The sequence below is a fragment of the Rhizobium indigoferae genome (genome assembly GCF_034554815.1).
Lineage (GTDB): Bacteria > Pseudomonadota > Alphaproteobacteria > Rhizobiales > Rhizobiaceae > Rhizobium > Rhizobium leguminosarum.
Genome location: NZ_CP140635.1, coordinates 578,316 through 602,343, shown reverse-complemented (window position 1 = coordinate 602,343; position 24,028 = coordinate 578,316). Strand labels below are relative to the sequence as shown.

Annotated in this window: 18 protein-coding genes; 8 read left to right on the top strand and 10 right to left on the bottom strand. The window is 62.0% G+C overall.

Translation table 11 applies throughout. From position 1 onward, the window contains the following. Position 1 precedes the first annotated feature (1 nt). The gene (locus tag U5G49_RS02970) at positions 2–1,012 is read left to right on the top strand and encodes an MBL fold metallo-hydrolase (RefSeq protein ID WP_193445784.1); all 1,011 of its coding nucleotides are present in this window, start codon (positions 2–4) and stop codon (positions 1,010–1,012) included. A gap of 80 nt (positions 1,013–1,092) precedes the next feature. Here U5G49_RS02970 and U5G49_RS02965 read toward each other — a convergent pair whose 3' ends face one another. Continuing rightward, positions 1,093–1,848, bottom strand: coding sequence for a crotonase/enoyl-CoA hydratase family protein (locus U5G49_RS02965; RefSeq protein ID WP_193445783.1), 756 nt, complete (start codon positions 1,846–1,848; stop codon positions 1,093–1,095). A 9-nt stretch (positions 1,849–1,857) separates the two neighbouring features. Next, positions 1,858–3,636: an acyl-CoA dehydrogenase gene (locus U5G49_RS02960; RefSeq protein ID WP_193445782.1), complete on the bottom strand. Its 1,779-nt coding sequence runs from the start codon at positions 3,634–3,636 to the stop codon at positions 1,858–1,860. A gap of 208 nt (positions 3,637–3,844) precedes the next feature. Between U5G49_RS02960 and U5G49_RS02955 the strand changes: the two genes are divergently transcribed. Continuing rightward, the gene (locus U5G49_RS02955) at positions 3,845–4,840 is read left to right on the top strand and encodes a transporter (RefSeq protein WP_003556974.1); all 996 of its coding nucleotides are present in this window, start codon (positions 3,845–3,847) and stop codon (positions 4,838–4,840) included. A 93-nt stretch (positions 4,841–4,933) separates the two neighbouring features. Here the strand turns inward: U5G49_RS02955 and U5G49_RS02950 are convergent, their stop codons facing one another. Both U5G49_RS02950 and U5G49_RS02945 read right to left on the bottom strand, forming a co-directional pair. Beyond that, on the bottom strand, positions 4,934–5,419 hold the full coding sequence (locus U5G49_RS02950; RefSeq protein ID WP_018245044.1) for a BA14K family protein: 486 nt from the start codon (positions 5,417–5,419) through the stop codon (positions 4,934–4,936). Between the two features lie 145 nt (positions 5,420–5,564). Next, positions 5,565–6,809, bottom strand: coding sequence for an aromatic ring-hydroxylating oxygenase subunit alpha (locus U5G49_RS02945; protein WP_130751053.1), 1,245 nt, complete (start codon positions 6,807–6,809; stop codon positions 5,565–5,567). Positions 6,810–7,227: 418 nt separating this feature from the next. Between U5G49_RS02945 and U5G49_RS02940 the strand changes: the two genes are divergently transcribed. The 3 genes from U5G49_RS02940 to U5G49_RS02930 all read left to right on the top strand — a co-directional run bounded on the left by U5G49_RS02940 (position 7,228) and on the right by U5G49_RS02930 (position 10,392). After that, entirely contained in the window at positions 7,228–7,836 is a 609-nt protein-coding gene (locus U5G49_RS02940; RefSeq protein ID WP_018245042.1) for a DUF6656 family protein, read from the top strand. 109 nt (positions 7,837–7,945) lie between these two features. Then, a complete protein-coding gene (locus tag U5G49_RS02935; RefSeq protein WP_193445781.1) occupies positions 7,946–8,920 on the top strand; it encodes an L-threonylcarbamoyladenylate synthase in 975 nt (324 codons plus the stop codon). Between the two features lie 35 nt (positions 8,921–8,955). Continuing rightward, entirely contained in the window at positions 8,956–10,392 is a 1,437-nt protein-coding gene (locus tag U5G49_RS02930; RefSeq protein ID WP_193445780.1) for an FAD-binding oxidoreductase, read from the top strand. A 50-nt stretch (positions 10,393–10,442) separates the two neighbouring features. Here the strand turns inward: U5G49_RS02930 and U5G49_RS02925 are convergent, their stop codons facing one another. After that, positions 10,443–13,778, bottom strand: a complete 3,336-nt coding sequence (locus U5G49_RS02925; protein ID WP_193445779.1) for a DUF1217 domain-containing protein — start codon at positions 13,776–13,778, stop codon at positions 10,443–10,445. Between the two features lie 300 nt (positions 13,779–14,078). On the opposite strand from U5G49_RS02925, the gene U5G49_RS02920 reads away from it, so the two are divergent. Beyond that, entirely contained in the window at positions 14,079–14,645 is a 567-nt protein-coding gene (locus tag U5G49_RS02920) for a DUF6101 family protein (protein ID WP_017990459.1), read from the top strand. 95 nt (positions 14,646–14,740) lie between these two features. Here the strand turns inward: U5G49_RS02920 and ubiA are convergent, their stop codons facing one another. From ubiA to U5G49_RS02895, 5 genes are all read right to left on the bottom strand, one after another. Next, positions 14,741–15,700, bottom strand: coding sequence for a 4-hydroxybenzoate octaprenyltransferase (ubiA, locus tag U5G49_RS02915; RefSeq protein WP_193445778.1), 960 nt, complete (start codon positions 15,698–15,700; stop codon positions 14,741–14,743). Between the two features lie 159 nt (positions 15,701–15,859). Next, positions 15,860–16,672, bottom strand: a complete 813-nt coding sequence (locus tag U5G49_RS02910) for a MipA/OmpV family protein (protein ID WP_193445777.1) — start codon at positions 16,670–16,672, stop codon at positions 15,860–15,862. 112 nt (positions 16,673–16,784) lie between these two features. Further along, the gene (locus U5G49_RS02905) at positions 16,785–17,366 is read right to left on the bottom strand and encodes a histidine phosphatase family protein (RefSeq protein WP_018449342.1); all 582 of its coding nucleotides are present in this window, start codon (positions 17,364–17,366) and stop codon (positions 16,785–16,787) included. A 67-nt stretch (positions 17,367–17,433) separates the two neighbouring features. Then, positions 17,434–18,693, bottom strand: coding sequence for an SAM-dependent methyltransferase (locus U5G49_RS02900; RefSeq protein WP_047621988.1), 1,260 nt, complete (start codon positions 18,691–18,693; stop codon positions 17,434–17,436). 133 nt (positions 18,694–18,826) lie between these two features. Continuing rightward, positions 18,827–21,136, bottom strand: coding sequence for a Tex family protein (locus tag U5G49_RS02895; RefSeq protein WP_193445776.1), 2,310 nt, complete (start codon positions 21,134–21,136; stop codon positions 18,827–18,829). A gap of 219 nt (positions 21,137–21,355) precedes the next feature. On the opposite strand from U5G49_RS02895, the gene glyS reads away from it, so the two are divergent. Beyond that, a complete protein-coding gene (gene glyS / locus U5G49_RS02890) occupies positions 21,356–23,470 on the top strand; it encodes a glycine--tRNA ligase subunit beta (protein WP_193445775.1) in 2,115 nt (704 codons plus the stop codon). Positions 23,471–23,527: 57 nt separating this feature from the next. Then, complete coding sequence (locus tag U5G49_RS02885) at positions 23,528–24,016, top strand: DUF523 domain-containing protein (protein WP_193445774.1); 489 nt, start codon at positions 23,528–23,530, stop codon at positions 24,014–24,016. Positions 24,017–24,028 lie beyond the last annotated feature (12 nt).

Genomic DNA, 24,028 nt, shown 5'->3' with positions numbered 1-24,028 from the left:
CGTGCCTGTCGGGAAGACCAAAAGACGCAACCCCTACTATAACGGCCCAGTGTCCGACCATTTCGACGGCACACATTTCTTCAATCCCGACGGTATTGAGCCCCTTGGTTTCCGCGATCTGCTGCGGTGGCAATTCGGCGGTGGCCGTGAGCGCTGGCCGCAGTCGGTCCCAAGTCCATACCCGGCGGCCAAGCCGGATCCATGCGTCGACGGCGAGGATCTAAGGGTGACCATGGTTGGTCATGCAACAATGCTCGTGCAGGTCGCTGGGCTCAATGTCCTCACCGACCCGGTGTGGTCGGAGCGCGTAAGCCCCTTCGCTTTTGCCGGACCCAAGCGCGTCGTCCAACCGGGCATCGCGTTCGATGATTTGCCGCCGATTGATCTCGTGCTGGTATCGCACAATCATTATGATCATCTCGATATCGCAACGCTCAGGCGGTTGGGTGCGAAGCATCGGCCGCGTGTCGTGACGCCACTCGGCAATGACACGATCATTCGCCGTGCCGTGCCCGATATACAGACGACATCGATGGACTGGGGCGAGCGGATTTCGCACGCCGGAATAAGCATTGATGCGGAGCCTGCACACCATTGGTCCGCGCGCGGAACCGCCGATCGCCGGATGGCACTCTGGGCCTCGTTCGTTTTGTCGACTCCAGCCGGAAAAATTTATCACGTCGGAGATACGGGCTTTCACCACGGCATCAATTACCAAGCGGCACAGCAGAAGCATGGCGGCTTTCGTTTGGCCATTTTACCCTTCGGCGCATATGAGCCGCGCTGGTTCATGAAAGGGCAGCACCAGAATCCCCAGGAGGCGGTGATCGGGATGAAGTTGGCAAATGCGGCCTATGTGGCCGGGCATCACTTCGCCACGTTCCAACTGACGAATGAAGCGGTCGACGCGCCGGCAAGGGCGTTGCAAGACGCAATGAGCGAGCATGATATTCCCCCGGAGCGGTTCCGGCCACTGAGGGCCGGCGAGGTATTCAATGTGCCGGCGGTCTAATCGGTATCCGTTTGCTCCCGGACTGATGTTGGTATCGGCCTGCTTCCCATAGATACTTCGGAAACGACCGAGATCGCCGCTCAGCGACGCATGAAAGCTTCGAAAGCCGCCCGAGCCTCGGCGCTTTTCAGCCGCGCGGAGAAATGGCGGGCCTCCTCGTCGATGCGGGCGATGATCTCGCCGCGATCGCCACGAATGAGATCACGGGCAATGCGCAGCGCCTCCGGCGGCTTGGCGGCGAGCTTTGCAGCCGTGGCCAGGGTCAGAGAATCGACCTCGCCAGTTTCAACGACCTTCCAGACCAGGCCGGCTTCCTTCGCCTCGTCCGCAGAGAATGCTTCGCCGGCGGCAAGCATGGCGAAGGCGCGCTGATGTCCCATCAGGCGCGGCGCGACGAGGCTGGAACCTGCCTCGGGCACCAGCGCCAGATCGACGAAGGGTGTGCGAAACTGGCTGCGGCTGGAGGCGATGGTCAGATCGCAATGGAGATGGATCGTCGTGCCGATGCCGACCGCCAGACCGTCGATGCCGGAGACGACGGGCTTTTCGGCCTTCACCAGCGCATAGAGGAAATCGAGGATCTCCTGCTCCAGACCGCGGCCGCCCATTGCGGCAGCCAGAAAATCGTTCAGGTCGTTGCCGGCCGAGAAGCAGCCCTCGGTGCCGAGCAAAGCGGTGGCTCGGATGTCGGGGCTTGTGTTGGCCGCATTCAGCGCATCAGCCATCGTCCGATACATGGCGCGGGTGATGGCGTTCTTCTTTTCCGGCCGGTTGAAGCGGATGGACTGGACGCCGGGATAGGCGGAAGGCTGCTCGACGATGATGTAATCGGTCATAAGGTCTCCTCAGGCAAGCAGGATGCGGGCGGCGGCAAGGCTTGCCGCGCCATTGACGACCCGGTCGCGAAGGGCTGCGGTTTCGGCGATCAGGTTTTCGGCGGCGAAGCGGCAGAGCGCGATACGGTTTTCGGCCGCGCCATCGGCACTTTCGGCAAGCCCGCCCTTGGCGAGGTAACAGCCGGTGAGCACGAGGCCGAACAGCCGCTGATAGGGCGTGGCACCCGAGAGCGCCTCGGCGGTCCTGTTCTCGGCAAGCGTCTTCATCAGCCAGGCGGTCGCCTGCTCGAGATCGGCGATCGCAGCGTCGAGCCTCGCAGCGGTTTCGCCGAAACCGTCGCGATTGGAGCGGCGGACGCCATCGGCGATCTCTCTGAGCTCGGCGATGAAACCCTTCACCTGATCGCCGCCGGAGAGCGGCAGCTTGCGGGTGACGAGGTCGATCGCCTGGATACCATTGGTGCCCTCATAGATCGGGGCGATGCGGGCATCGCGGAGATAACGCGCCGCACCCGTCTCCTCGATGAAGCCCATGCCGCCATGCACCTGAATGCCGAGCGAGGCGACGTCGACGCCGGCATCGGTCGAAAAGGATTTGGCGATCGGGGTGAGCAAAGCGGCGCGCTCCTGCCAATGGCGGCTGGCGTCACCTGCCCGATGCGACATGTCGATCGCATGGGCGCAGGCATAGGAGATGGCGCGCGCCCCTTGGGTCAGCGCCTTCATGGTGAGGAGCATGCGGGCGACATCGGGATGTTCGACGATCGGGCTCATGCCGGCGCCGCTTGCGCCCGGCGCCCTGCCCTGGGTGCGTTCCCTGGCATAGGCGAGCGCCTTCTGGGTGGCGGCCTCGGCGATCGCCACGCCCTGCATGCCGACGGCGAGGCGGGCATTGTTCATCATCGTGAACATGCAGGCCAGCCCCTTGTTCTCCTCGCCGACCAGCCATCCGACTGCGCCCTTTTCACCGCCGAATTTTCCGTCTCCATAGATCATCGTGCAGGTCGGCGAACCGTGGATGCCGAGCTTGTGCTCCAGCGAGTGGCAGAACAGATCATTGCGGGGCCCAAGCGATCCGTCGTCGTTCACCAGGAATTTCGGCGCCAGAAACAGCGAGATGCCGCGGGTGCCGGCCGGCGCATCCGGCAGGCGGGCCAGCACCAGATGGATGATATTGTCGGCCGCATCATGCTCGCCCCAGGTGATGAAGATCTTCTGGCCGAAGAGGCGGTAGCTGCCGTCGTCGCTCCGCTCGGCGCGAGCCTTGAGCACGCCGAGATCGGAGCCGGCATGCGGCTCGGTCAGGTTCATGGTGCCGGTCCATTCGCCGGAGACCATCTTTTCCAGATATTTCTGTTTCAGCGCGGCACTGCCGTGGGTGCTGACGGCCTCGATGGCGCCCATCGTCAGCGTCGGGGCAAGCGCGAAGGCCATGGAGCCGGAATTCCACATTTCGAGTGCTGCGACATTCAGCATATGCGGCAAGGCCTGGCCGCCGAAGGCCTCCGGCGCCGTCAGGCCGTTCCAGCCGCCGGCGATCCAATGGCGATAGAGATCGCGCCAACCATCCGGCAGCCTGACCTCGCCATCGATCAGGCGGGCGCCCTGACGGTCGCCGATTTCGGCGAGAGGCGCCACTTCCTCTGTGGCAAAACGCCCCGCCTCGGCCAGGATGGCGTCGACCAAGTCTTCGCCAAGATCGCCGAGCAGCCCTCTTGAAATCGCCTCGTCCATGCCCGCTACGTGCTTCAACGTGAACGCGATTTCCTCGACGGGCGCCTTGTACATGGTTTTTCCTCCGCAGACCGGCCTGCACTTGGGCAAGCCCCTCCGAGGCAAGGGCTAATTGATTTTTACGTAAACGTCAATTTCGATTTCCTCGGCCGCCATGCGATAAATCGCCTGACAGGGCGCTTTGCTCTTGCACCTTTGGACAAATGGACGTCATGAACAATCTCTAAGGGAAGACATCGCCTTCGCAAAGGACCGGCGAACAATGGATACATTGCCCGTCAACATACCCGGTTTCGTCTGGGCCTATCGCTTTTCGCCTGAAGAAAAGACCGCGGTGCGACTGAACAATAGTGCGACGGTGGCGGAACTGACCGCCGACAACTGTTTCTACTGGCTGCACCTCAACCTTGTCGATGCCCGCGTGCCGGCCTTGCTCGATACGCTGGACGGACTGACAGAGGACGCGAAATCGGCGCTGACGACGCGCGATACGCATGCGGCCATCACCGTCGACGAGCAGATGCTCTATGGGACGCTCGTCGATTGCCAGCGCGATTTCGCCCAGGATACCAACAATCTCGGCTGGCTGCATTTCGCCATGTCCGACCGCTTCCTCATCACCACGCGGCTGCAGCCGCTGCGCAGCGTCGAACGGGCGCGGGCGCTGATCGAGAAAAACCCGGGCAAATTCTCCCGGCCGGTCGATCTCTTCGAACTGCTGGTGATCGAGTTCCAGCGCACGCTGATCGCAATCGTCATCGAACTCACCGAAGAGCTGAACCAGATCGAGGATATCGTCTACGACAGTGCGCAGCGCGACGAGCGCCGACGCCTGGCGCCGGTCCGGCGCACCGTGGTCAGGCTGCATCGGCACCTGCGCACCGTGCTGGCGCTGATGCGCCGGGCGGCGGCGGCCGACGACGACGAGATGCCCTTCGGCTTCGACGATGTGGCGCGGCGGCTGACGAGCCGGCTGGAAACGGTCGACCACGATATCTATGCGCTGCAGGACCGGGCACGCCTGCTGCACGAGGAAATCGATTCGAAACAATCCTCCGAAACCAACCGCCACCTCTATCTGCTGTCGATCATGACGGCCTTCCTGCTGCCGCCGACGCTGGTGACGGGCTTCTTCGGCATGAACACGGCAAACCTGCCATTCGCCGTCGGCGACTACGGCACCGAATACGCCGTCGCCCTCATCGTCGCCTCCATCGCCTTTGCCTGGTGGCTGCTGAGGCGTGTGGATATTCTTTGAACGCGAAACGCCCGGCATGACTGCCGGGCGCCTGGTTCTTATCTTAGCTCGATATCACGACATGCCAAAACCACTACGCGGTTTGGGGTGACGTCAGTAGGGCGAATAGCACTGCTGACGCGGGCCGTTATAGGGCTGGAAGGTGTTGTCGTAGGCGCGATAAGACCGGTAGCGGTTTGCGCACCAGGCGACGTGGCTCGAACCCATGCGGGGGGCCGGGTCGACGTAACGCGGCTGCGCGACAATCGCGCCGCCGATCACTGCGCCGGCGCCGAAGGCGGCAAGCGGATACCAGTAGCCGTTATAATGGCGATAGCCCGGGCGGTAATAGGAATATCCGCGATAGCCGCCATAATAGCCGGGCCGGTAGTAGGCGCCGGGACGATAGCCAGGCCGGTAATAGGCGCCCGGACGATAGCCGGGGCGATAATAGCGGCGGTACTGGACATTCTCAACTGCGGAGGATTTTTCCACCTGCGGGGCGGTGGGCATCTGGATTGCCTGCGACGGCGCAAAGCCCGTCAGGACCACGGCGGCAGCCAGCACTGCGGTCGCGATCTTGTTTCTCAGCCCGATCATTGCTTCAACTCCCATACAACAGCGATCACCGCCTGCCTAGCAACGCCTTTTCGCCTGAATGGTTCCAAAAGCAGCCGGGGCCGGCTACTCTCCCTTTTAGATCAGCCGAACTGAACCGGACATTAACCGGTGCGGCAAAGCGCTATCAGGCAACGACGGAGAACTTCGCCTGGTCACCCTGCAGGCGGTTCACCATGAAGTTCGAATACCATTCGAGGAACTGCATGACGCCGCCCTCGTGCAAGGCGGAATAGGGGCCGGGCTCATAGGCGGGTGAGTGAATGCCGAAGGCGTTTTCCTCGACGATGCGGCGATCCTGATCGTTGGTCTCGGTCCATACGTGAGTCAGTTCCTCGAGATTGTAATCCACGCCTTCGACGGCATCCTTGTGGACGAGCCACTTGGTCGTCACCGCCGTCTCGTTGGCGCTGAGCGGCAGCACGCGGAAGGAGATGGCGTGGTCACCGAGCAGATGGTTCCACGTCGTCGGGTAGTGGAAGAGCAGCATGGTGCCGATATGGCTGATCGAGATATCGTCGGAGAGCTGGCGCTGGACGGCGCGCTTGCCCGACATCGTGTAGCTCTCGGCATCTTCGATCAGCGGCATGCGGGCGGTGCGGAACTGACCGTCCGGCGAAATCTGGAACTTGCTCGGCAAGCCGGCAGCCTCGCAGCGCGCCCAATGGCCGGCGATCTCGGGATCGTCGGCGCCGCCATCCGTGCCGGTGACACTCGGGGCTTCGGGATAGGTGCGGCAGAGCTCGGGGTGATTGGCGGCGCAGTGATAACACTCGCGGTTGTTTTCCCAGACAAGCTTCCAGTTGCCCTTCTCGATGATCGTGCTCTGGAAGGCGACCTTGCTCTCACTGATCCGGTGCGGCGCGACATAGGGTTCGATCTTGTCGCGCACCGGCTGGAAATCCGGGGCGGTGTTGGCAAGGCAGATGAAGACATAGCCTGCGACGGTTTCGCAATGGACGGGTTTCAGGTTGAAGCCGGTCTTGTCGAAATCATCGCCCATGTGGCGGGCAAAGGCGAGCTTGCCTTCGAGATCATAGGTCCACTGATGGTAGGGGCAGACAAGACGCACGGAGGAGCCGTGCTCCTTGGTGCAGACGCGTGAGCCGCGATGGCGACAGCTGTTGTGGAAGGCGCGGATGATATTGTCGCGGCCGCGGACGATGACGACGGGATAGTTGCCGATCTGGACGGTGAAATAGGCGCCCGGCTTCGGCAGCTCGCAATCATGGCCGATGAACAGCCAGTCGCGATAATAGATCATCTCCATGTCGAGCTGGAAATAATCCTCGTCGATATAGAACGGCTGTTCGAGGCTGAAGCCCTCACGGCGGCTCTTGAGCTGACGCAAAACGTTGCTGCGAATATCCATCTTCATGTCCTCGTGCACCCGGTTGCCACCCTCGCGTGGGAAGGCCGGCGGAAGCGCGCCCGCTTCCTTCTCCTTCGGGAGAATTGTTCATGGCGCCATTTAATCACCGAGCATGGCTGCCGCTTGGTTGTAATGCGACATCGGCTTCGAAATTGACGACAGGATGCAGCAAGCCACAAGCTGCCCATCCCGGTCGATGACATCGCCCGACTCTCTCGGCAATTATCGTCAATTGCGACATGGCGTAAAGACCCGTTGCGCAAAGAGGTCGGCTGCCTGATATCGAGGTCAGTCGCGTTTGCGACATCTCCCGGCATTTACCTTTCAGCCGGCCGGCTGCCGTGGCGATTTTTTAACATCGCCTTAAGCATACCGCCCTATCCTGCTGCTGATTCAGACCGACCGAAGAACGCGAACCATGGCCAAACTCCGTTATTTCGACGCGAAAGAAGCAAGTAAACTGCAAGAGCCGCAGCTGATTGCCGCGCATTCCGAATTTTTGCGCACTGGTCGCATCCCCCGCGAGCGGCGGCACTGGCTGGCCGAGGAAAAGCGGTATTTCACCCATGATGAGGTCGCGGCAAAGACCGGCCGCAAGCTGCAGGTCGCCGGCGAGAAGACGCATCAGCACATCAACGGCTTTCACCACTCGATCCAGTTTCCGAAGATGATCTTCCACCGGACGCTGGAGGACAGCCCGCATCTCGGTTATTGCCACGTCACTGCCGCGCGGACGAAATTCGCCCATTACGAAGAGGTAAGCTGGGCCTTCTACATCTCCAATTTCTATTCCGACATCGGCGAGAACGATAATTTCTTCGAGCGCATCGATGTCGGTTATTCCCGCATGTATTTCGCCGTCGCGATCAAACCCGGCGAGAACTCCGCCGAAAAGATGACCATCGACCGGTCGGTGCGCGGCAACGGCCTGCTCTTCCGAACCCATGATCCGCAGGCTGCGATCCGCAACATCCTCTTGCTCGGCGCCCGCAACGAACAGCTGCGCGAAATCATCCGGCAGCTCTAAAGCGATTGATCGCCGGCGGCGGAAAGCCTAATGACTGCCGACCTACAGCGCCGTGCGTCTTTCCAGACGCGCAAAGGACGCTGTGGCACTTTGGATTGCTGGGCAGAACATGGCACGCACGATCGACATAGGCACCGACAGGCAAGCAGCGCTCGAGGCGGCCTCAGCCGCTCTTGCGGACGGCTTTGCCATCGCCATCCCGACTGAGACCGTCTACGGCCTGGCAGCCGACGCCACCAATCCCGCAGCCATCACCCGTATCTACGAGACAAAGGGGCGGCCGCGCTTCAACCCGCTGATCTGCCATATGGCCGACCTCGCCATGGCCGAAGAGCATGCCGAATTCGACCCGGTCTCACGGGCGCTCGCCAGGGCCTTCTGGCCCGGCCCGCTGACCCTCGTGCTGCCGCTGAAGCCTCAGAGTTCGATCCATTCGCTGGCGACCGCCGGACTCGACAGCGTCGGCATCCGTGTGCCGAAGGGTTTCGCAGGCGCGTTGATCGGCGCCTTCGGACGGCCGCTCGCAGCCCCCAGCGCCAACACCTCGGGCGGGGTAAGCGCCACGAGTGCCGCCCATGTCGAAGCCGATCTCGGGGCCAGGATCCCATTGATCCTCGATGCTGGCCCAAGCGCTGTCGGCGTCGAATCGACGATCGTCAAGGCAGAGGGCGGCCGGCTGAGGCTGCTTCGGCCGGGTGGACTGGCAGCGCGCGAGATCGAGCGCGTCGCAGGCCAACCGCTGCTGCGGGCGAAAACGGCATCGGCGGCAATCGAGGCGCCAGGCATGCTCGCCTCGCATTACGCGCCGGGCGCTTCCGTGCGCCTCAATGCGACGGCGGTGGAACCCGGCGAGGCACTGATTGCCTTCGGCAGCGCTGCGGTCTCCGGCGCAAACAGCGCGCGGATCGTGCTTGATCTCAGCCCGCGCGGCGATCTGGCAGAGGCGGCGGCCAATCTTTTCGACTACATGAAGCGGGCCGATGCCAGCGGCGCTCAGAGCATCGCCTTTTCGCCGATTCCCGAGGAGGGGCTGGGCGAAGCGATCAACGACCGGCTGCAGCGGGCGGCCGCACCCCGCGACTGAAAAGACCGCGCATGAAGATGGAGGACCGCGCCCGAATGAGCAATTCCAGCATTTCCACCGAACTCCTCAACCGCTTTACGGCAATCGTCGGCGACAGGTACGCGCTGCGCAGCGAGGCCGATCTTGCGCCGCATCTGATCGAAAACCGCGGTCTCTATCACGGCTCCTCCCCTCTCCTCTTGAAACCCGGCTCGGTCGAGGAAGTCTCTGATATCATGAAACTTGCGACGGAGACCGGAACGGCGATCGTGCCGCAAACCGGCAATACCGGTCTCGTCGGCGGCCAGACGCCGCGTCAGGGCAAGTCCGATATCATCCTGTCGCTCGAGCGGATGAACAAGATCCGTGATGTCGATCCGGTGGCGAATGTGCTGGTGGCCGATGGCGGCGCCATCCTGGCCGAGGTGCAGAAGGCGGCCGAGGCGCATGGGCGGCTGTTTCCGCTGTCGCTCGGCTCGGAGGGTTCCTGCCGCATCGGCGGCAACCTTTCCACCAATGCCGGCGGCACGGCGGTGCTTGCCTATGGCAATATGCGCCAACTCTGCCTCGGCCTCGAAGTGGTGCTGCCGACCGGCGAGATCTGGGACGGCTTACGCCGCCTGAAGAAGGACAATACCGGCTACGACCTGCGCGATCTCTTCATCGGCGCCGAGGGCACGCTCGGCATCATCACCGGCGCGGTGCTGAGGCTCTTTCCTCAGCCGCTCGGCCATCAGGTGGCCTTTGCCGGCCTGAATTCGGTGGCGGATGCGCTTGCTCTCTTCAACCTCGCCGCCAGCCTCTGCGGCGCCTCGCTCACCGGTTTCGAGCTGATGCCGCGTTTCGGTGTCGAGATCACCACCCGCCACATCGACGGCGTGCGCGATCCGCTGGACGCGGCCTATCCCTGGTACGTGCTGATCGACATTTCGACCTCGGATTCGGCCGAGACGGCGGAGCGGATGATGAATGGCGTGCTGGAACAGGGTTTTGAGGCCGGGCTGGTGCTGGATGCCGCGATCGCCGCATCCGTGGCCCAGCAGAAAGCGATCTGGCACATGCGCGAGAGCATGTCGGATGCTCAGAAGCCGGAAGGCGGGTCGATCAAGCACGACGTTTCCGTGCCGGTATCGAAGATCCCGCATTTCATGGCCGAGGCTGAAGAAGCTGTGATGGCGGCGATGCCGGGCGCCCGCATCTGCGCCTTCGGCCATATGGGCGACGGCAATATTCATTATAATATTTCCCAGCCGCTCGGCGCCGACAAGACCGCCTTCATCGCCCGCTGGCGCGAAATGAACCACATCGTGCATGGGCTGGTGCTGGCGCATGGCGGTTCGATCTCAGCCGAGCACGGCATCGGCCAGCTGAAGCGCGACGAGTTGGCGGCAATCCGGCCGGCGATCGAAATCGAGCTGATGCGCCGCATCAAGCGCGCCTTCGATCCCGCCAATATCATGAACCCGGAAAAGGTTGTCAGCCTCGATCCTTGAGGCCGACGGTCAGAGCGATCAGGCCTGCTGCGTGCAGCAGGTCGGGGCGATCAGCTTTGCTGCGTGCCGCCGCCGGTCAGGATCATCAGCGCCGGCGACTGCTGGGCAGCGTTCTGGACATCGTACATCGCGGTGAACCGGCGCAGCAGCTTGTCGACCTTCTTCGGATCCTGGAGATCCTCGAGCTTGACGAAGCGGTTGATCAGATCGGCCTGCTTGGCGACATCCATGCCCGAGATCTGCGATGGCAGGCTGTAGGCTGTCGTGATGACCTGATAAAGCGCCTTGTCGCCGAGGATCGAATAGATCGAAGTGATGCTCGAGGCCTTGCGGCTGAAATAGAGCGCCAGGCGCACGCCGTCGTTGGTTTCGCCTTGCTGGGCTTCCATCGTCTGCTGGACGTAAAGTTCCTGGGTGTGGTCCTCGGCCGCCTTGTTCTGGATCGTGCCGATCTTGGCGCGGGTCAGATTGCCGTCCTTGTCGAAGTTGAAGGCGGCGACGATATCCTGGAAACGCGCATCGGCCTTGGTGTTGAGGTAGCTCTTCTTGTCGTCGGGATCCGAGGTGAAGATCTTCTTCAGCGTGGCCTTGTCGTAATCCTTCGGGTCAAGGTTGTTCGCCTTCAGCACCAGGTCGGTCAGGCGGCTATCATCCAGGAAATCGTCGAGCGACTTCACCTTCGCCATGCCCTTGGCGAAATAGTCGACTTCGGCCGTCGCATCTTTCGATGCCTTGTCCTTCACCGGACCGTCCTTCATCAGCATGGTGATATGCGATTTATAGTCGGTGGCGTATTTGGCCATGGTCGCGTCGGGAAGCGCCTGGAAGGGCGATGCCGCCTTGCCGTCGGGGCCGAAGTTGAAGGCGCGGGCAAGGTTGGTGATGCGTTCATCCTTGAGCGAGGCGATATAGCCATCCGGATCATAGGCATCGCTCGTCAAGATCTTGCGCATCATCGAGCGCGGGACGTCCTGGTCGGTCAGACCGAAAGCCTGCAGCGCCACATGGTAGAGATCCGGCAGATTGTCATTGCCCTTGCTGAAATCGGCGGACGAATTGCTGCGCAGGAAATCATTGACGGTCTTGACGTCGGAGAAGTTCAGCAGGCTGCTGCTGTCGGCCATAAGCTTCTGGTAGTTGGATGCGACCTCGTCGATCGCCTCGTCGCGTTCGTCGTCATAACGCGCCGCATAATTGTCGTTGGTGGTCTGCGCCTGGTCGGCCGTCTGGACCGAACTGACGACAGGAAGCGATCCGTCGGCGGCGAAGTTGAAGTCGGCGTTGAGATCGGCGTGGCCGGCTGCGGCAGCCGCCGTCGCATCGGTCAGGATGCTCTTCAGATCGGCGTCCGAGATATCGAACGGCAGATTGTAGGTGCTCTTCAGGAAATTGGTGATCGTGCCATCGGCGATGAGATCATCGACATTGCCGATCGTCGCCATCCGGGCGGAATAGTCGTCCGTCCGCGCTGAGGCAGTAAATTTCGTGCTGCTGATCTGGGTGGCCGTCTGCGCTGCCATACCGTCCTCAAGCGTGCCGTCCGCCTTGAAGTTGAAGGCGGCGGCAACGTCGGCGTAGGTGCCGGTGCCGCTCTGATCGGTCAGGATACTGCGAAGAGCGACGTCGCTGATCGTCGACGGGATGCCGTAGGCGTTGCGCACAAAATTGTTCAGCTTCTGGTCCGTCAGCAACTGATCGACGTTTGAGATGCCCGCAATGGTCGACTGGTAGTAGACTGCCGCATTGTCGGCCTTGCTGGCAGTGCTGGCACTTTGGGTTGCCGTCTGCGAGGCGTAAAGGGTCGCGACCGAACCGTCCGCTTTGAAATTGAAGAGGTCGTGAACGTCGCTGTAGCCTTGGGCGCTGGCAGCGGCGGGATCGACGAGGAAAGTCCTCAACGTCGCATCGGAGACGCTGTCGGCGATCTGCATGCTGTTTCTGATATAGCTGACCGCAACAGCATCCGACATGATGTCATCGACATTGGTGACGTTGCCGATCATGCTGTTGAAATGCGCTGCATTCGCCGCCGACTTGTCGGTGGTGGACTTCCGCTGCGCCGCGGTCTGGATCACGGAACCGTTGATCGAGCCGTCTGCCTGGAAGTTGAAGTCGGCATTGAGATCGGCATGCCCCTGGGCCGCCGCATAGGTCGAATCGGTCAGGATGTTCTTCAGGTCGGCATTGCTGAAACTCGTGCCGAGACCATAGGCATCCTTGATGTAGCGGGCCAGCACACTGTCGGCGAGCAGGTCGTCGACATTGGTGATGCCGGTCGACTGCGAGGTGACGGTATAATAGTTGTTGGTGCTCGATGCCGCCGCCTTCAGGCTGTTTGCCTGATCGACCGACTGGACGCGCGCCGTGCTGGAGGTCGACCCGTCAGCCTTGAAGTTGAAAGCATTGTAAACATTGGTAAAGCCCATCAGCTGGGCATAACCGGGATCGGTCAGCACCGCGCGCAGCGCTGCCGCGGTGAAGTCGGCGCCCATGCTGTAGGCCGTCGTGATGTAGGAGGTCAGCCGCTTGTCGGCGACCAGATCGTCGACATTGGTGATCGTGCCGATCTTCGCGGTGTAATAGGCCTTGTTGTAGTCCGCCGCCGTCTGGCCGACGTAGTAGACATCCGAACCGACCGAATTGTCGATGATGAGGGACTGGGAATTCAGAGTGTAGGACTCGATGACCGAGGCCTTCTGCGCGGCGGTCTGCGCCGTGCCGTTGACGGTGCCATCCGCATTGAAGCTGAACTGGGCGGCAAGCGCCTTGTACTTGTCGCCGCCTTGCGTGTTGACAACGCTCGTGGGGTCGCTGAGATCGCTCGTCAGCACCTGCCGCAGAAAATCCTTCGACGCATAGGTCGGATCGATCTTGAAAGTCTTCAGCACATAGGTGCGCAGCCGGGTGTTGTTGACCAGGTCGTCGACGGTCTGCACGCTATCGATATTGTTGCTGTAATAGGTGCTCTCGGCGGTCGCGGCCTTGTCGGCATCGATGAAGGACTGCTTGTAGAGGCCGATGAGGTCGTCCTCCTGCGCGTCCGTCTGCACGTCCTTGGCCGGCTCGTTGAAATTGAAGGCGGCGGCGAACTCGCGGTAGCGCGTATCGGAAAGCTTGTTGGCGTAGCTGTTGGGATCGGTGAGATCGCTCTCGAGCACCTTCTTCATGAAGGCCTTGGCGTAGGTCATGTCCTCGAGACCATAGGCCTTCATCGCATAGCTGTAGAGCTTGTAGTCGCCAAGGAAGTCGTCGACTGACGTGACCTTGTTGATATGGTCAGCGTAATACTGGGCATCCTTCTTGACCGTCGCTTGCGACGCAACCTTGTTGAGGCTGGACGTCATATCTCGCGACAGGATCGTGTAAGCGAGGGAAGCCGTGATCATAAAAAGCGCCCTTTTCGGCAAAATCTCTAAAAGAACGACGAACTGCTGGTGAGCACATTTTGCCACGGAAAACTTACCTGAGGCTTACCTCTGGATGCATCATTTCAGGACACCACGCCGTTCACTTTCCGGAAACCCTGCCGGATTCGGTTTTGATAACCATCAGAGGAGGCAAAGTTTTCTTAACCGCAATTTTTAAGCTGTACGGAAGGGCGGCTGCCTATTGTCGGCCATAGAGGACGAAAAGTCCCAAGGAGAAGACCGGAAATCGGCTCTCAGGTAAGACAAGGGTAGAATGAAATGAACAATCCCGTTATGAAGCCCGCTTGGGCTGGCACGACGTTACGCCTCGATCCGTCCCGCTTTCCCCAGCAGGTCAGCTACGCCATCCACGATTGTTCGGATGACGTCAATATCACGATAGATGAACGCGGTGCGGTCCTGCGCAAGGTCCTCCCCTCCAGCGGCCTGCCGCTCTCGATTGCGCTGCCGAAGCGCGTTTTCAAGGGTGTCGCCGCCCGCGCCATCGACCATGGCGACGGCGATGTCACCGTAACCCTCGAACTCCACCACGCCGATCCGGAGCTCTGCATTCCGCTGCTCGTCGCCCATGATCTCAGCGACATCGCCGCCGACTGGCGCAGCTGGTCTGAGGCTTTCCGCATTCCGATGCTGATGGTCGAGGCCGACGGCGTCGCCCGGCCGCTCGAAGACCATATCGGTGCCTTGCGCACCAGCGATCTCAAGCCTCGCCGCCGTCATTCCTACTTCGCCAATCGCCGTCCGCGCTTCCTCGTGCGCCGTACAACCGGCCGGCTGGGCGTCGCGATGAAGATCGAAGGTAAGGAAATCATCGCCCGCAACTGAACAAAAACGCGACAGTTCCATTTGGCGACGTCGCTTCGGAACCATTTTGAAACCCGGCGCCCGCGCCGGGTTTATCGTTTCATTCGTCGTCCCAATCAGGGAATGGCAAACAGCAGCGAGATGAAGAGGCCGAAGAAGATGATCAGGCCGACGCGGTTGTTTGACTTGAAGAGCGCCAGGCACTGGTCGGCATCATCGATATCGAGCCGGACGATCTGCCAGGCGAACATGCCGGCCGCACCGAGCAGCCCCAGAAATGCGATGAGATTGGCGCCGGCCAGAGCGAAAGCGATGAACATCAGCACCAGCGTCAGTCCATAAAGGCCGATCAGCCATTGCCGCGTCCTGTCGCCGAACAGGCGCGCAGTGGACCGGACGCCGATCAGCTCGTCATCCTCCTTGTCCTGATGCGCATAGATCGTGTCGTAACCGATCGTCCAGGCGACGGAGGCGGCGTAGAGCAGGATGGCTGCAAAGGAGAGGCCACCGAAAATGCCGGCCCACCCCATCAGCGCACCCCAGGAAAAGGCAAGCCCCAGGTAGAATTGCGGCCAGTCGGTGAAGCGCTTGGCAAAGGGATAAAAGGACACGATCCCGAGCGAGAGCACGCCGAGGAAGACGTTGAGCCAGTTGAACTGCAGCAGCACGAAGAGGCCGACCAGCGCCTGCAAGCCGATGAAGATCTTCGCCCGACGGCGGGTGACGCGGCCGGAGGGGAGCGGACGTGACCGCGTGCGCGCCACTTCCATATCGATCTCGTGGTCGACGAGATCATTGTAGGTGCAGCCGGCGCCGCGCATGGCGACCGCGCCGATGAAATAGAGGAACAGGTGAGATACCAGCAGGCTGCCGGAATAGATCCCCTCGCCGATCGCCGCATTGGCGGCAAGGGTTGCCGACCAGAAGCACGGCCACATCAAGAGCTGCCAGCCGATCGGGCGATCCCAGCGCGCGAGCTGCGCATAGGGCCAAAGCCATGGCGGCAGGATCCGGTAGACCCAGTTATCGGAAGGTGCGTCGGAGACGCGATCGTTGAAGTCGCCAGTATCGTGCATGCCGCTCATCTAGCGGCGGGCCGCCGATCCGGTCAAGAAGCGATCATTGTGTTGCCAGTTGCATCATTCCTTCGATCGAAATCGATTTAAGGATCAAATTATACGTAAATTCAAAGCGTTACGGCGCCGCGCGTCTGAAAGGACCCGCGGCGCCGTCAATCACTGCAGTGAGAAATTGAACTTGTAGATCGCCGAGACGCCGATCAGGACCTGGTTCTTCGAGCCGCGCTCGCGCACGAGGCTGCTGTCGGCGGCAGGACCTGCCAGCCGCTTATATTCGAGGAAGGAACTGGCCGAGAGGTTTTCCGTCGCCTTCCAGGTGAGCGCCGTGCCGGCGCCATAGGACTGGATGCCCGACGAGGGCTTATAGGGATCAAGGCCACTTGCCGCCGCCTGCTTGGCGTTGACGCCGTAATAGGCGTCGTAATAGCCGCTGGTGGCGAAGGTCGCACGCGGGCCGCCTGACAGTTGCAGGTCGGGCGCGATATCGGTGAAGGCGTCGACCGCGAGATCGGCAACGATACCGTCATGCGAGCGGATGCCCTGGCGGACTTCGGCGCGGGCGCGAAGGAAATAGGTCGGGTAAACTTCGACAAAACCGCCGGCTTCCGCCCCCCATTTGACCTTCTTCAAGCCCTTCAGCTCGCTGCCGTCGCCGTCATCGCGCGACGGGACGAACCTGCCGACGATGCCGGCACGGAAGGCGCCCTTGTCGATGAGGGCGAAGGACGGATTGTCATTGCGCGACGAAAAACGCGGGCCGGCGCCTTGGCGGCCGACCGAGATCAGCGGGCTGAACTTGAATTCATTATGCGACGAGCCCTCGAATTTCGGGGCAGAAAAGCCGGCGACGCCGACGCTCAGATACCAGTCGCCGGACCAGAAGTGCTGGCCGCTTTCCTGGGCGGGGGCCGAACTGGCAGATAAAAGGGCAATAGCCAAAGAGATCGATACGACTGATCGATGAGACACGTCCGCACTCCAGAAAACGCAAAAACAAAGCCGCGGAGGGCGGCGGCCGCTACATTTATCCCGATCTCGTTACCCCAATGTTAACCACGGCGGGGAGGGAGACGATTGTATGCTAACGCTGGTTCCAGCGGCGGATGACCGGTTCGGTCAGATCGTGTTCGTAGCCGAGCACGCTGATGCTGGCCGTATCGAGCACGAAACGGGAGCCATCTTCCGGCGGCAGGCCGAGCCAGCGGGCGGCGAGGACGCGCAGGAAATGCGAGCTCGAAAAGATCAAAATGGTGCCGCCCGTTTCGCGAAGCGCATGGATGACGGCGTCTGCGCGGGCACCGACATCGGCGGCGAACTCGCCATTCGGGCAGCCGTCGCGAAAGAGCTGCCAGCCGGGACGGTCGGCAAGGATCGCCTTGGTGGTGATACCTTCATAAGCGCCGTAGTCCCATTCGGCGAGATCGTCCTTGATCACCGCGCCCGATCCGAATCCGGCGAGCGTGCAGGTCTTGCGGGCCCGCGCGGACGGGCTCGACCAGACGGCGGAGAAGGTAGGGCCCGCCAGCCGGTCGGCGAGTTTGCGGGCGGCCTCCTCGCCGTTCGCCGTCAGAGGAATATCGCTGCGTCCGGTATGGCGCCCGGACAGGCTCCATTCGGTTTCACCGTGGCGGACCAGGTAGATCTCGGGAAACGCACTGCTCATCGGCACGTCCTTTCATTGGAAGCGGTCCCTCGGCAAAACCGCCAGCGGAAGCGGCCCTTCCGCGGGATCAGAACGTCACCTTTTCCAACGGTGCGCGCCTCGCCTCGAATTCCTTCAGCTTGGCTTCGTTGCGGGCGATGTAATTGCGATTGTCGGGAACGGCAAACTGGTTCTTGGCGACCTGGATCTGCAGGATGAAGAGCTCGTCCCAGCGGAAGCCCATCTCGGAACCCGCCAGATAGAATTCCCACATGCGGAAGAATTGCTCGTCGTAAAGCGCCACCGCTTCGGCCTTGCGCGCCACGAAACGCTCGCGCCAATGGCGCAGCGTATAGGCATAATGCATCGGCAGGATTTCGATATCCTTGACCAGCAGGCCGGCTTTTTCGAGCGGCGGCACGACCTCGCCGACGGAGGGGATGTAGCCGCCGGGGAAGATGTACTTCTCGATGAACGCATTGGTGCCGAAGCTTGGCTTCGGACGGCCAATCGAATGCAGCACCATGACGCCGTTGTCATCGAGCAGATCCGATACCTTGCGGAAGAAATTGCCGTAATTGCCGATACCGACATGTTCGAACATGCCGACCGAGACGATGCGGTCGAACTTCCTGCCCGTCATGGTGCGGTAGTCCTGCAGTTCGAATCGCACACGGTCGGCAAGGCCGCGTTTTTCGGCGCGCAAACGCGAGACCTTGAGCTGTTCCTCGCTCAGCGTGATGCCGGTGAAATCGGCACCGTCGGTCGCTTCCGTCAGATACATGCCCATGCCGCCCCAGCCGGAGCCGATCTCCAGGATGCGCTGGTTCGGCTCGAGCAGAAGCTTGGCAGCGATATGGCGCTTCTTGGCGAGCTGCGCCTCGTCGAGACCAATGCCCGGCGGCTCGAAATAGGCGCAGGAATATTGCCAGTCCTCGTCGAGGAAAAGATCGAAGAGCTTGGCCGACAGGTCGTAATGATGGGCGACATTGTGCTTGTTGCGATTGACCGGCACGCGGCTCTTCAGCTGCTGCCAGGCAATGCGGCCGAGGAGCAGAGCCGCCATCTTGAAATCGAAGATTTCGTTGGTGGTGTTCTGTTTCACCAGCGACAGGAAATCGTAAATGTTGCCCTGTTCGAGAATGAACCGGCCCTGCATGTACATTTCGCCGAGCTTCATGGTCGGGTCGCGCCGGATGGCGTCCTCGGCCTCCTGATCGGCAAGGCGGGCGACAACGGTTTCACCCGTGCCGTCGCCGATAGTATGGGTTTCGCCATTGGCAAGGGTAAGTTTCAATGAACCCTTGCGGACGATTTGCTGGACGATCGATAAGAATGCCGACGCCATGGACGCCTCGCAAATGTGACAGGATGGTCACATCAACTTAGTAGCTCTCTTTCGCCTTACAAGCGCCGGATTTAGCACTCCGTTCAGAACGCTGCCAAACTGTTGCATTTTTGCCGAAATGCCGGTTAAACCCTTATTTTCGCTTCATGGCTTCGGCAAGAGCCGCGCCGAATGCGCCCTGGCTCTCGGGTTTCTGAGCCGCGGGCCGGCGCTCGTTCTGCGGCCGCGACCCTTGGCTTGGGCGAGAATCACCACGCGGCGGCGGCGCTGATGAGCCGTCATCGCGTCGCATGGAAAGGCCGATGCGCTTGCGCTTGGCATCGACTTCGACAACCCGCACCTTGACGACATCACCCGCCTTGACGACCTCGTGGGGATCCTTGACGAAGCGGTCGGCAAGCTGGGACACATGCACCAGACCATCCTGGTGCACGCCGATATCGACGAAGGCGCCGAAGGCGGCGACATTGGTCACCGTGCCTTCCAGCACCATTCCGGGCTGGAGGTCGGAAATTTCGTTGACGCCCTCGGCGAAGGTCGCGGTCTTGAAGCTCGGACGCGGGTCGCGGCCGGGCTTTTCCAGCTCCGCGATGATGTCTTTGACCGTCGGCAGACCGAATTTCTCGTCGATGAACTGGCGCGGATCAACCGATTTCAACACCGCGCTATCGCCCATCAGCGCGCGTAGATCGCGGCCACAGGCGGCGACGATCTTCTTGGCGACGCCGTAGGCCTCAGGGTGCACCGAGGAGGAATCGAGCGGCTCTTTGCCGTTGGGAATGCGCAGGAAGCCGGCGCATTGCTCGAAGGTGCGGCCGCCGAGGCGGGCGACCTTCAGGAGATCCTTTCGCGTCTCGAAACGGCCTTCGCTGTCGCGGTGGCGGACGATGGCGTCGGCGATCGACGGGCCGAGGCCGGAGACGCGCGACAGCAGCGGCGCAGACGCGGTGTTGAGATCGACACCGACGGCATTCACCGCGTCTTCCACCACGGCATCGAGCGAACGCGACAGCTTCTGCTGGTCGACGTCGTGCTGATACTGGCCGACGCCGATCGACTTCGGCTCGATCTTGACGAGCTCGGCCAGTGGATCCTGCAGGCGCCGCGCGATGGAGACGGCGCCGCGCAGCGACACGTCGAGATCGGGAAACTCAGCTGCTGCGGTTGCCGAGGCGGAATAGACCGAGGCGCCGGCTTCCGACACGATGACCTTGGTCGGCTTCGGCGCCGGCAACTCGGCCAGCATGTCGGCCACCAGCTTTTCGGTTTCGCGGCTGCCGGTGCCGTTGCCGATCGAGATCAGCTCGACATTGTGCTTGCGGATCAGCGATGCGAGCTCGACCTGGGCGCCACGCACGTCGTTCCTCGGCTGGAAGGGATAGACGGTCGATGTCGCCACCACCTTGCCGGTGCCGTCGACGACGGCGACCTTGACGCCGGTGCGGATGCCGGGATCGAGGCCCATCGTCGCGCGCGAGCCGGCGGGCGCTGCCAAAAGCAGGTCCTTGAGATTGCGGGCGAAGACATGGATCGCCTCTTCCTCGGCCCTTTCGCGCAGTTCCCGCATCAGGTCGAGCGAGAGCGACATGGAAAGCTTGACGCGCCAGGTCCAGCTTGCGACCTCCATCAGCCAGCGGTCGCCGGGACGGCTGGTACCGATCTCGTAGGCCGCCACAATCATGCGTTCGACCGGCTTGTTCGGAGAGGCGGTCTCGGCGTCGGCCTCGATCGTCAGCGTCAGCACCTCCTCGTTCCAGCCGCGCAACATGGCGAGCGCGCGGTGGCCCGGCGCCGTCGCCCAGCGTTCGGAATGGTCGAAATAGTCGGAAAACTTCTCGCCGGTCGCCTGCTTGCCGTCGACGACTTTCGCCTTCAGCAACGAGGCCTGGCGCATATGGGCGCGCAACTTACCGAGCAGGTCGGCATTTTCGGCAATGCCTTCGGCAATGATATCGCGCGCGCCTTCGAGCGCCGTCTTCACATCGGGCACATCAGCTGTGACGAAGCCTTCGGCCAAGACCGCCGGTTCCCTGGCGCGGTCGGCGAGGATCGTCTCGGCGAGCGAGCCGAGGCCGCGTTCACGGGCGATTTCGGCCCGCGTGCGGCGCTTCGGCTTATAGGGCAGATAGAGATCCTCGAGCTCGGCCTTGGTTTCGGCCCCAGTGACCTTGGTCATCAGTTCGTCGGTCATCTTGCCCTGGCCGGTGATCGATTCGACGATCGCGTCGCGCCGGGCTTCGAGCTCGCGCAGATAGACCAGCCGCTCGGCGAGATTGCGCAGCTGCGTATCGTCCAGCCCGCCCGTCACTTCCTTGCGGTAGCGGGCGATGAAGGGCACGGTGGCACCCTCATCGAGCAACTCGATGGCGGCTTTGGCCTGTTCGGGCCGGGCGTTGATTTCGGCGGAGATGCGGGCTGCGAGAAAACGGAGGTCTGCGGCCATGGGATTTCCTGTTTCGTCAGAGGTGGCGGGACCATAGCGGCGAAAAGCGGCAAGGCAATGTTGGAGTTTACGGCTAGGCGCCGATCCACAGGATAAGCATGCCGGAAAGGCGGCGATTTTGCGGTTGTGCAGATGCGCCATTCTTTGCTAGCAGAAGCAACGTTTTGACCCGGCGCCCATGCCATCCCTCCCCTGTCGCGGGAGGCAAGGAAATTCGACATGCCAAACCTTCTTCTCGAACTCCGCTCCGAAGAGATTCCGGCCCGCATGCAGCGCAAGGCTGCCGGCGACCTGAAGAAGCTCGTCACCGATGCGCTTGTCGAAGCGGGTCTGTCCTACGAAGGGGCGCGCGAATACTGGACGCCGCGGCGGCTTGCGCTCGACATTCACGGCCTGACGGCCCGCTCCGCCGATGTGCGCGAGGAACGCAAGGGGCCGCGCACCGACGCCAACGAGAAGGCGATCGAGGGTTTTCTACGCGGCGCCGGCCTTTCCTCGGTCTCCGAGGCGCAGGTGGTGAGCGATCCGAAGAAGGGCGATTTCTACGTCGCGGTCATCTCCAAGCCCGGCCGCGCGACGGAAGAGATCGTCACCGATGTCATGCCCGGCATCATCCGCGATTTTCCCTGGCCGAAATCGATGCGCTGGGGCAAGGCCTCGTCGAAGCCCGGTGCGCTGCGCTGGGTGCGGCCGCTGCAGTCGATCGTCTGCACCTTCGGCCCGGAGCATGAAGAGACCACCGTCATCCCCTTCGAGATCGACGGCATCACCGCTTCCAACATCACCTACGGCCATCGCTTCCATGCGCCCGAGGCGATCACCGTCCGGCGCTTCGACGATTATGCGGCGAACTTGGAAAAGGCGAAGGTCATCCTCGACGCCGAGCGGCGCAAGGACATCATCCTGCACGACGCCCGCGACATCGCCTTTGCCAACGGGCTGGAGCTGGTGGAAGACGAAGGCCTGCTGGAGGAAGTCTCCGGCCTCGTCGAATGGCCGCAGGTGCTGATGGGCAGTTTCGAGGAGGATTATCTCTCGATCCCCTCCGAGATCATCCGGTTGACGATCAAGACCAACCAGAAGTGTTTTGTCACCCGAAAACAGGGTGAAGAGACGCTTTCGAACAAGTTCATCCTCGTCTCCAACATCCAGGCAAGCGACGGCGGCAAGGAAATCGTCCACGGCAACGGCAAGGTGGTGCGGGCCCGGCTTTCGGATGCGCTGCATTTCTGGAAACGCGACCAGGGCAATCTGCCGGATCTCGAGACGCTCACGGCTTCGGCGGCAAAGTTCGGCCTCGACATCAAGAAGCCGCTCGACCAGCGCATGGCCAAGCTCGATGCGCTTGACGTGACGTTCCATGCCAAGCTCGGCACACAGGGCGCGCGCGTCGCCCGCATCCAGGCGCTGGCAAAGGAGCTGGCAAAGATCACCGGTGCCGACGCGGCTCTGGTCGATCGCGCCGCCGTGCTTGCCAAGGCCGATCTGCGCACCGAAGCCGTCGGCGAATTCCCGGAACTGCAGGGCTTGATGGGCCGCAAATATGCGGCGCTGCAGGGCGAGGACGCCTCCGTTGCCGCCGCGATCGAGGACCATTACAAGCCGCAGGGTCCGTCGGACCGCGTGCCGGAGGACAGAGTGGCGATCACGATCGCGCTTGCCGACAAGCTCGATACGCTGATCGGCTTCTGGGCGATCGATGAAAAGCCGACGGGGTCGAAGGATCCGTTTGCGCTGCGACGGGCAGCACTCGGTGTCGTCAGGATCCTGCTCGAGCGAAAGATCCGCCTGCCGCTGTTGGCAACGACAAGGGATGGCGACCTGCTCTCCTTCTTCCACGACCGTCTCAAGGTCTATCTGCGCGACCAGGGCGCCCGCCACGATCTCATCGACGCCGTGCTGACTTCAGATGCCGACGACCTGTTGATGGTGGCGCGCCGCGTCGAAGCGCTGACGGCCTTCATCACCTCGGAGGACGGCAAGAACCTGCTCGCCGGCACCAAGCGCGCGACGCAGCTGCTCGCCGCCGAGGAAAAGAAGGGCACCGTGATCGCCGATGGCGTTTCGGAAGCGCTTCTCAAGCTCGATGCTGAGAAGGAACTGTTCGCCGCAATCTCCAGCGCCTCGAAGGATGCCTCGGACGCCGTCGCCGGGGAAGACTTCCGCTCGGCAATGGAAGCGCTTTCCAAGCTGCGCGGCCCGGTCGACCGCTTCTTCGAAGACGTGCTCGTCAATGACGAGGACGCCGCCATCCGCGCCAACCGTCTCGCACTGCTGCGGCTGATCCGCGAAGCGACGGGAACGGTTGCGGATTTCTCGAAGATCTCGGGGTGATATTCGGCCGCCATCGGCGGTCTGGCATTGCCGCCGTCGTCGCGTTATTCAAGAGACATGCAGAGCAAGATTCTTGTCAGCGCCTGTCTTATGGGCCAGGCCGTCCGCTATGACGGCCGGGCGAAGCCGTTGCTTCATCCTGTGATCGAGACATGGCAGGCCGAGGGCCGGCTGGTGACGATCTGTCCGGAGATGTCGGCAGGCATGACGGTGCCGCGGCCGCCGGCCGAGATCGCAAATGCCGCGACCGGCGAAGAGGTGCTGGCCGGCACGGCGCGGGTTGTCGAGCTGACGGGCGCCGACGTGACGGAAGAATTCCTGCAGGCGGCGGAAAATGCCGTGGCGCTCGCACGACAGGCAGGCTGCCGCTATGCGCTGCTCATCGACGGCAGCCCGTCCTGCGGTTCGGCTTTCATTTATGACGGTACGTTTTCCGGCCGCAAGCAGGCCGGCCACGGCGTGACGGCAGCGGCGCTGAAAGCTGACGGTGTCGAGGTCTTTTCCGATCACCAGATCGAGGAACTGATCGACCGTATCGCGCAATGAGCCTCAAAAGGC

What these genes read in the sequence shown, in the direction of transcription:
- U5G49_RS02965 (WP_193445783.1), bottom strand. Translation starts at nt 1,848, where the DNA reads ATGACCGATTACATCATCGTCGAGCAGCCTTCCGCCTATCCCGGCGTC.
- U5G49_RS02960 (WP_193445782.1), bottom strand. Translation starts at nt 3,636, where the DNA reads ATGTACAAGGCGCCCGTCGAGGAAATCGCGTTCACGTTGAAGCACGTA.
- U5G49_RS02955 (WP_003556974.1), top strand. Translation starts at nt 3,845, where the DNA reads ATGGATACATTGCCCGTCAACATACCCGGTTTCGTCTGGGCCTATCGC.
- U5G49_RS02950 (WP_018245044.1), bottom strand. Translation starts at nt 5,419, where the DNA reads ATGATCGGGCTGAGAAACAAGATCGCGACCGCAGTGCTGGCTGCCGCC.
- U5G49_RS02945 (WP_130751053.1), bottom strand. Translation starts at nt 6,809, where the DNA reads ATGGATATTCGCAGCAACGTTTTGCGTCAGCTCAAGAGCCGCCGTGAG.
- U5G49_RS02940 (WP_018245042.1), top strand. Translation starts at nt 7,228, where the DNA reads ATGGCCAAACTCCGTTATTTCGACGCGAAAGAAGCAAGTAAACTGCAA.
- U5G49_RS02935 (WP_193445781.1), top strand. Translation starts at nt 7,946, where the DNA reads ATGGCACGCACGATCGACATAGGCACCGACAGGCAAGCAGCGCTCGAG.
- U5G49_RS02930 (WP_193445780.1), top strand. Translation starts at nt 8,956, where the DNA reads ATGAGCAATTCCAGCATTTCCACCGAACTCCTCAACCGCTTTACGGCA.
- U5G49_RS02925 (WP_193445779.1), bottom strand. Translation starts at nt 13,778, where the DNA reads ATGATCACGGCTTCCCTCGCTTACACGATCCTGTCGCGAGATATGACG.
- U5G49_RS02920 (WP_017990459.1), top strand. Translation starts at nt 14,079, where the DNA reads ATGAACAATCCCGTTATGAAGCCCGCTTGGGCTGGCACGACGTTACGC.
- ubiA (WP_193445778.1), bottom strand. Translation starts at nt 15,700, where the DNA reads ATGCACGATACTGGCGACTTCAACGATCGCGTCTCCGACGCACCTTCC.
- U5G49_RS02905 (WP_018449342.1), bottom strand. Translation starts at nt 17,366, where the DNA reads ATGAGCAGTGCGTTTCCCGAGATCTACCTGGTCCGCCACGGTGAAACC.
- U5G49_RS02900 (WP_047621988.1), bottom strand. Translation starts at nt 18,693, where the DNA reads ATGGCGTCGGCATTCTTATCGATCGTCCAGCAAATCGTCCGCAAGGGT.
- U5G49_RS02895 (WP_193445776.1), bottom strand. Translation starts at nt 21,136, where the DNA reads ATGGCCGCAGACCTCCGTTTTCTCGCAGCCCGCATCTCCGCCGAAATC.
- glyS (WP_193445775.1), top strand. Translation starts at nt 21,356, where the DNA reads ATGCCAAACCTTCTTCTCGAACTCCGCTCCGAAGAGATTCCGGCCCGC.
- U5G49_RS02885 (WP_193445774.1), top strand. Translation starts at nt 23,528, where the DNA reads ATGCAGAGCAAGATTCTTGTCAGCGCCTGTCTTATGGGCCAGGCCGTC.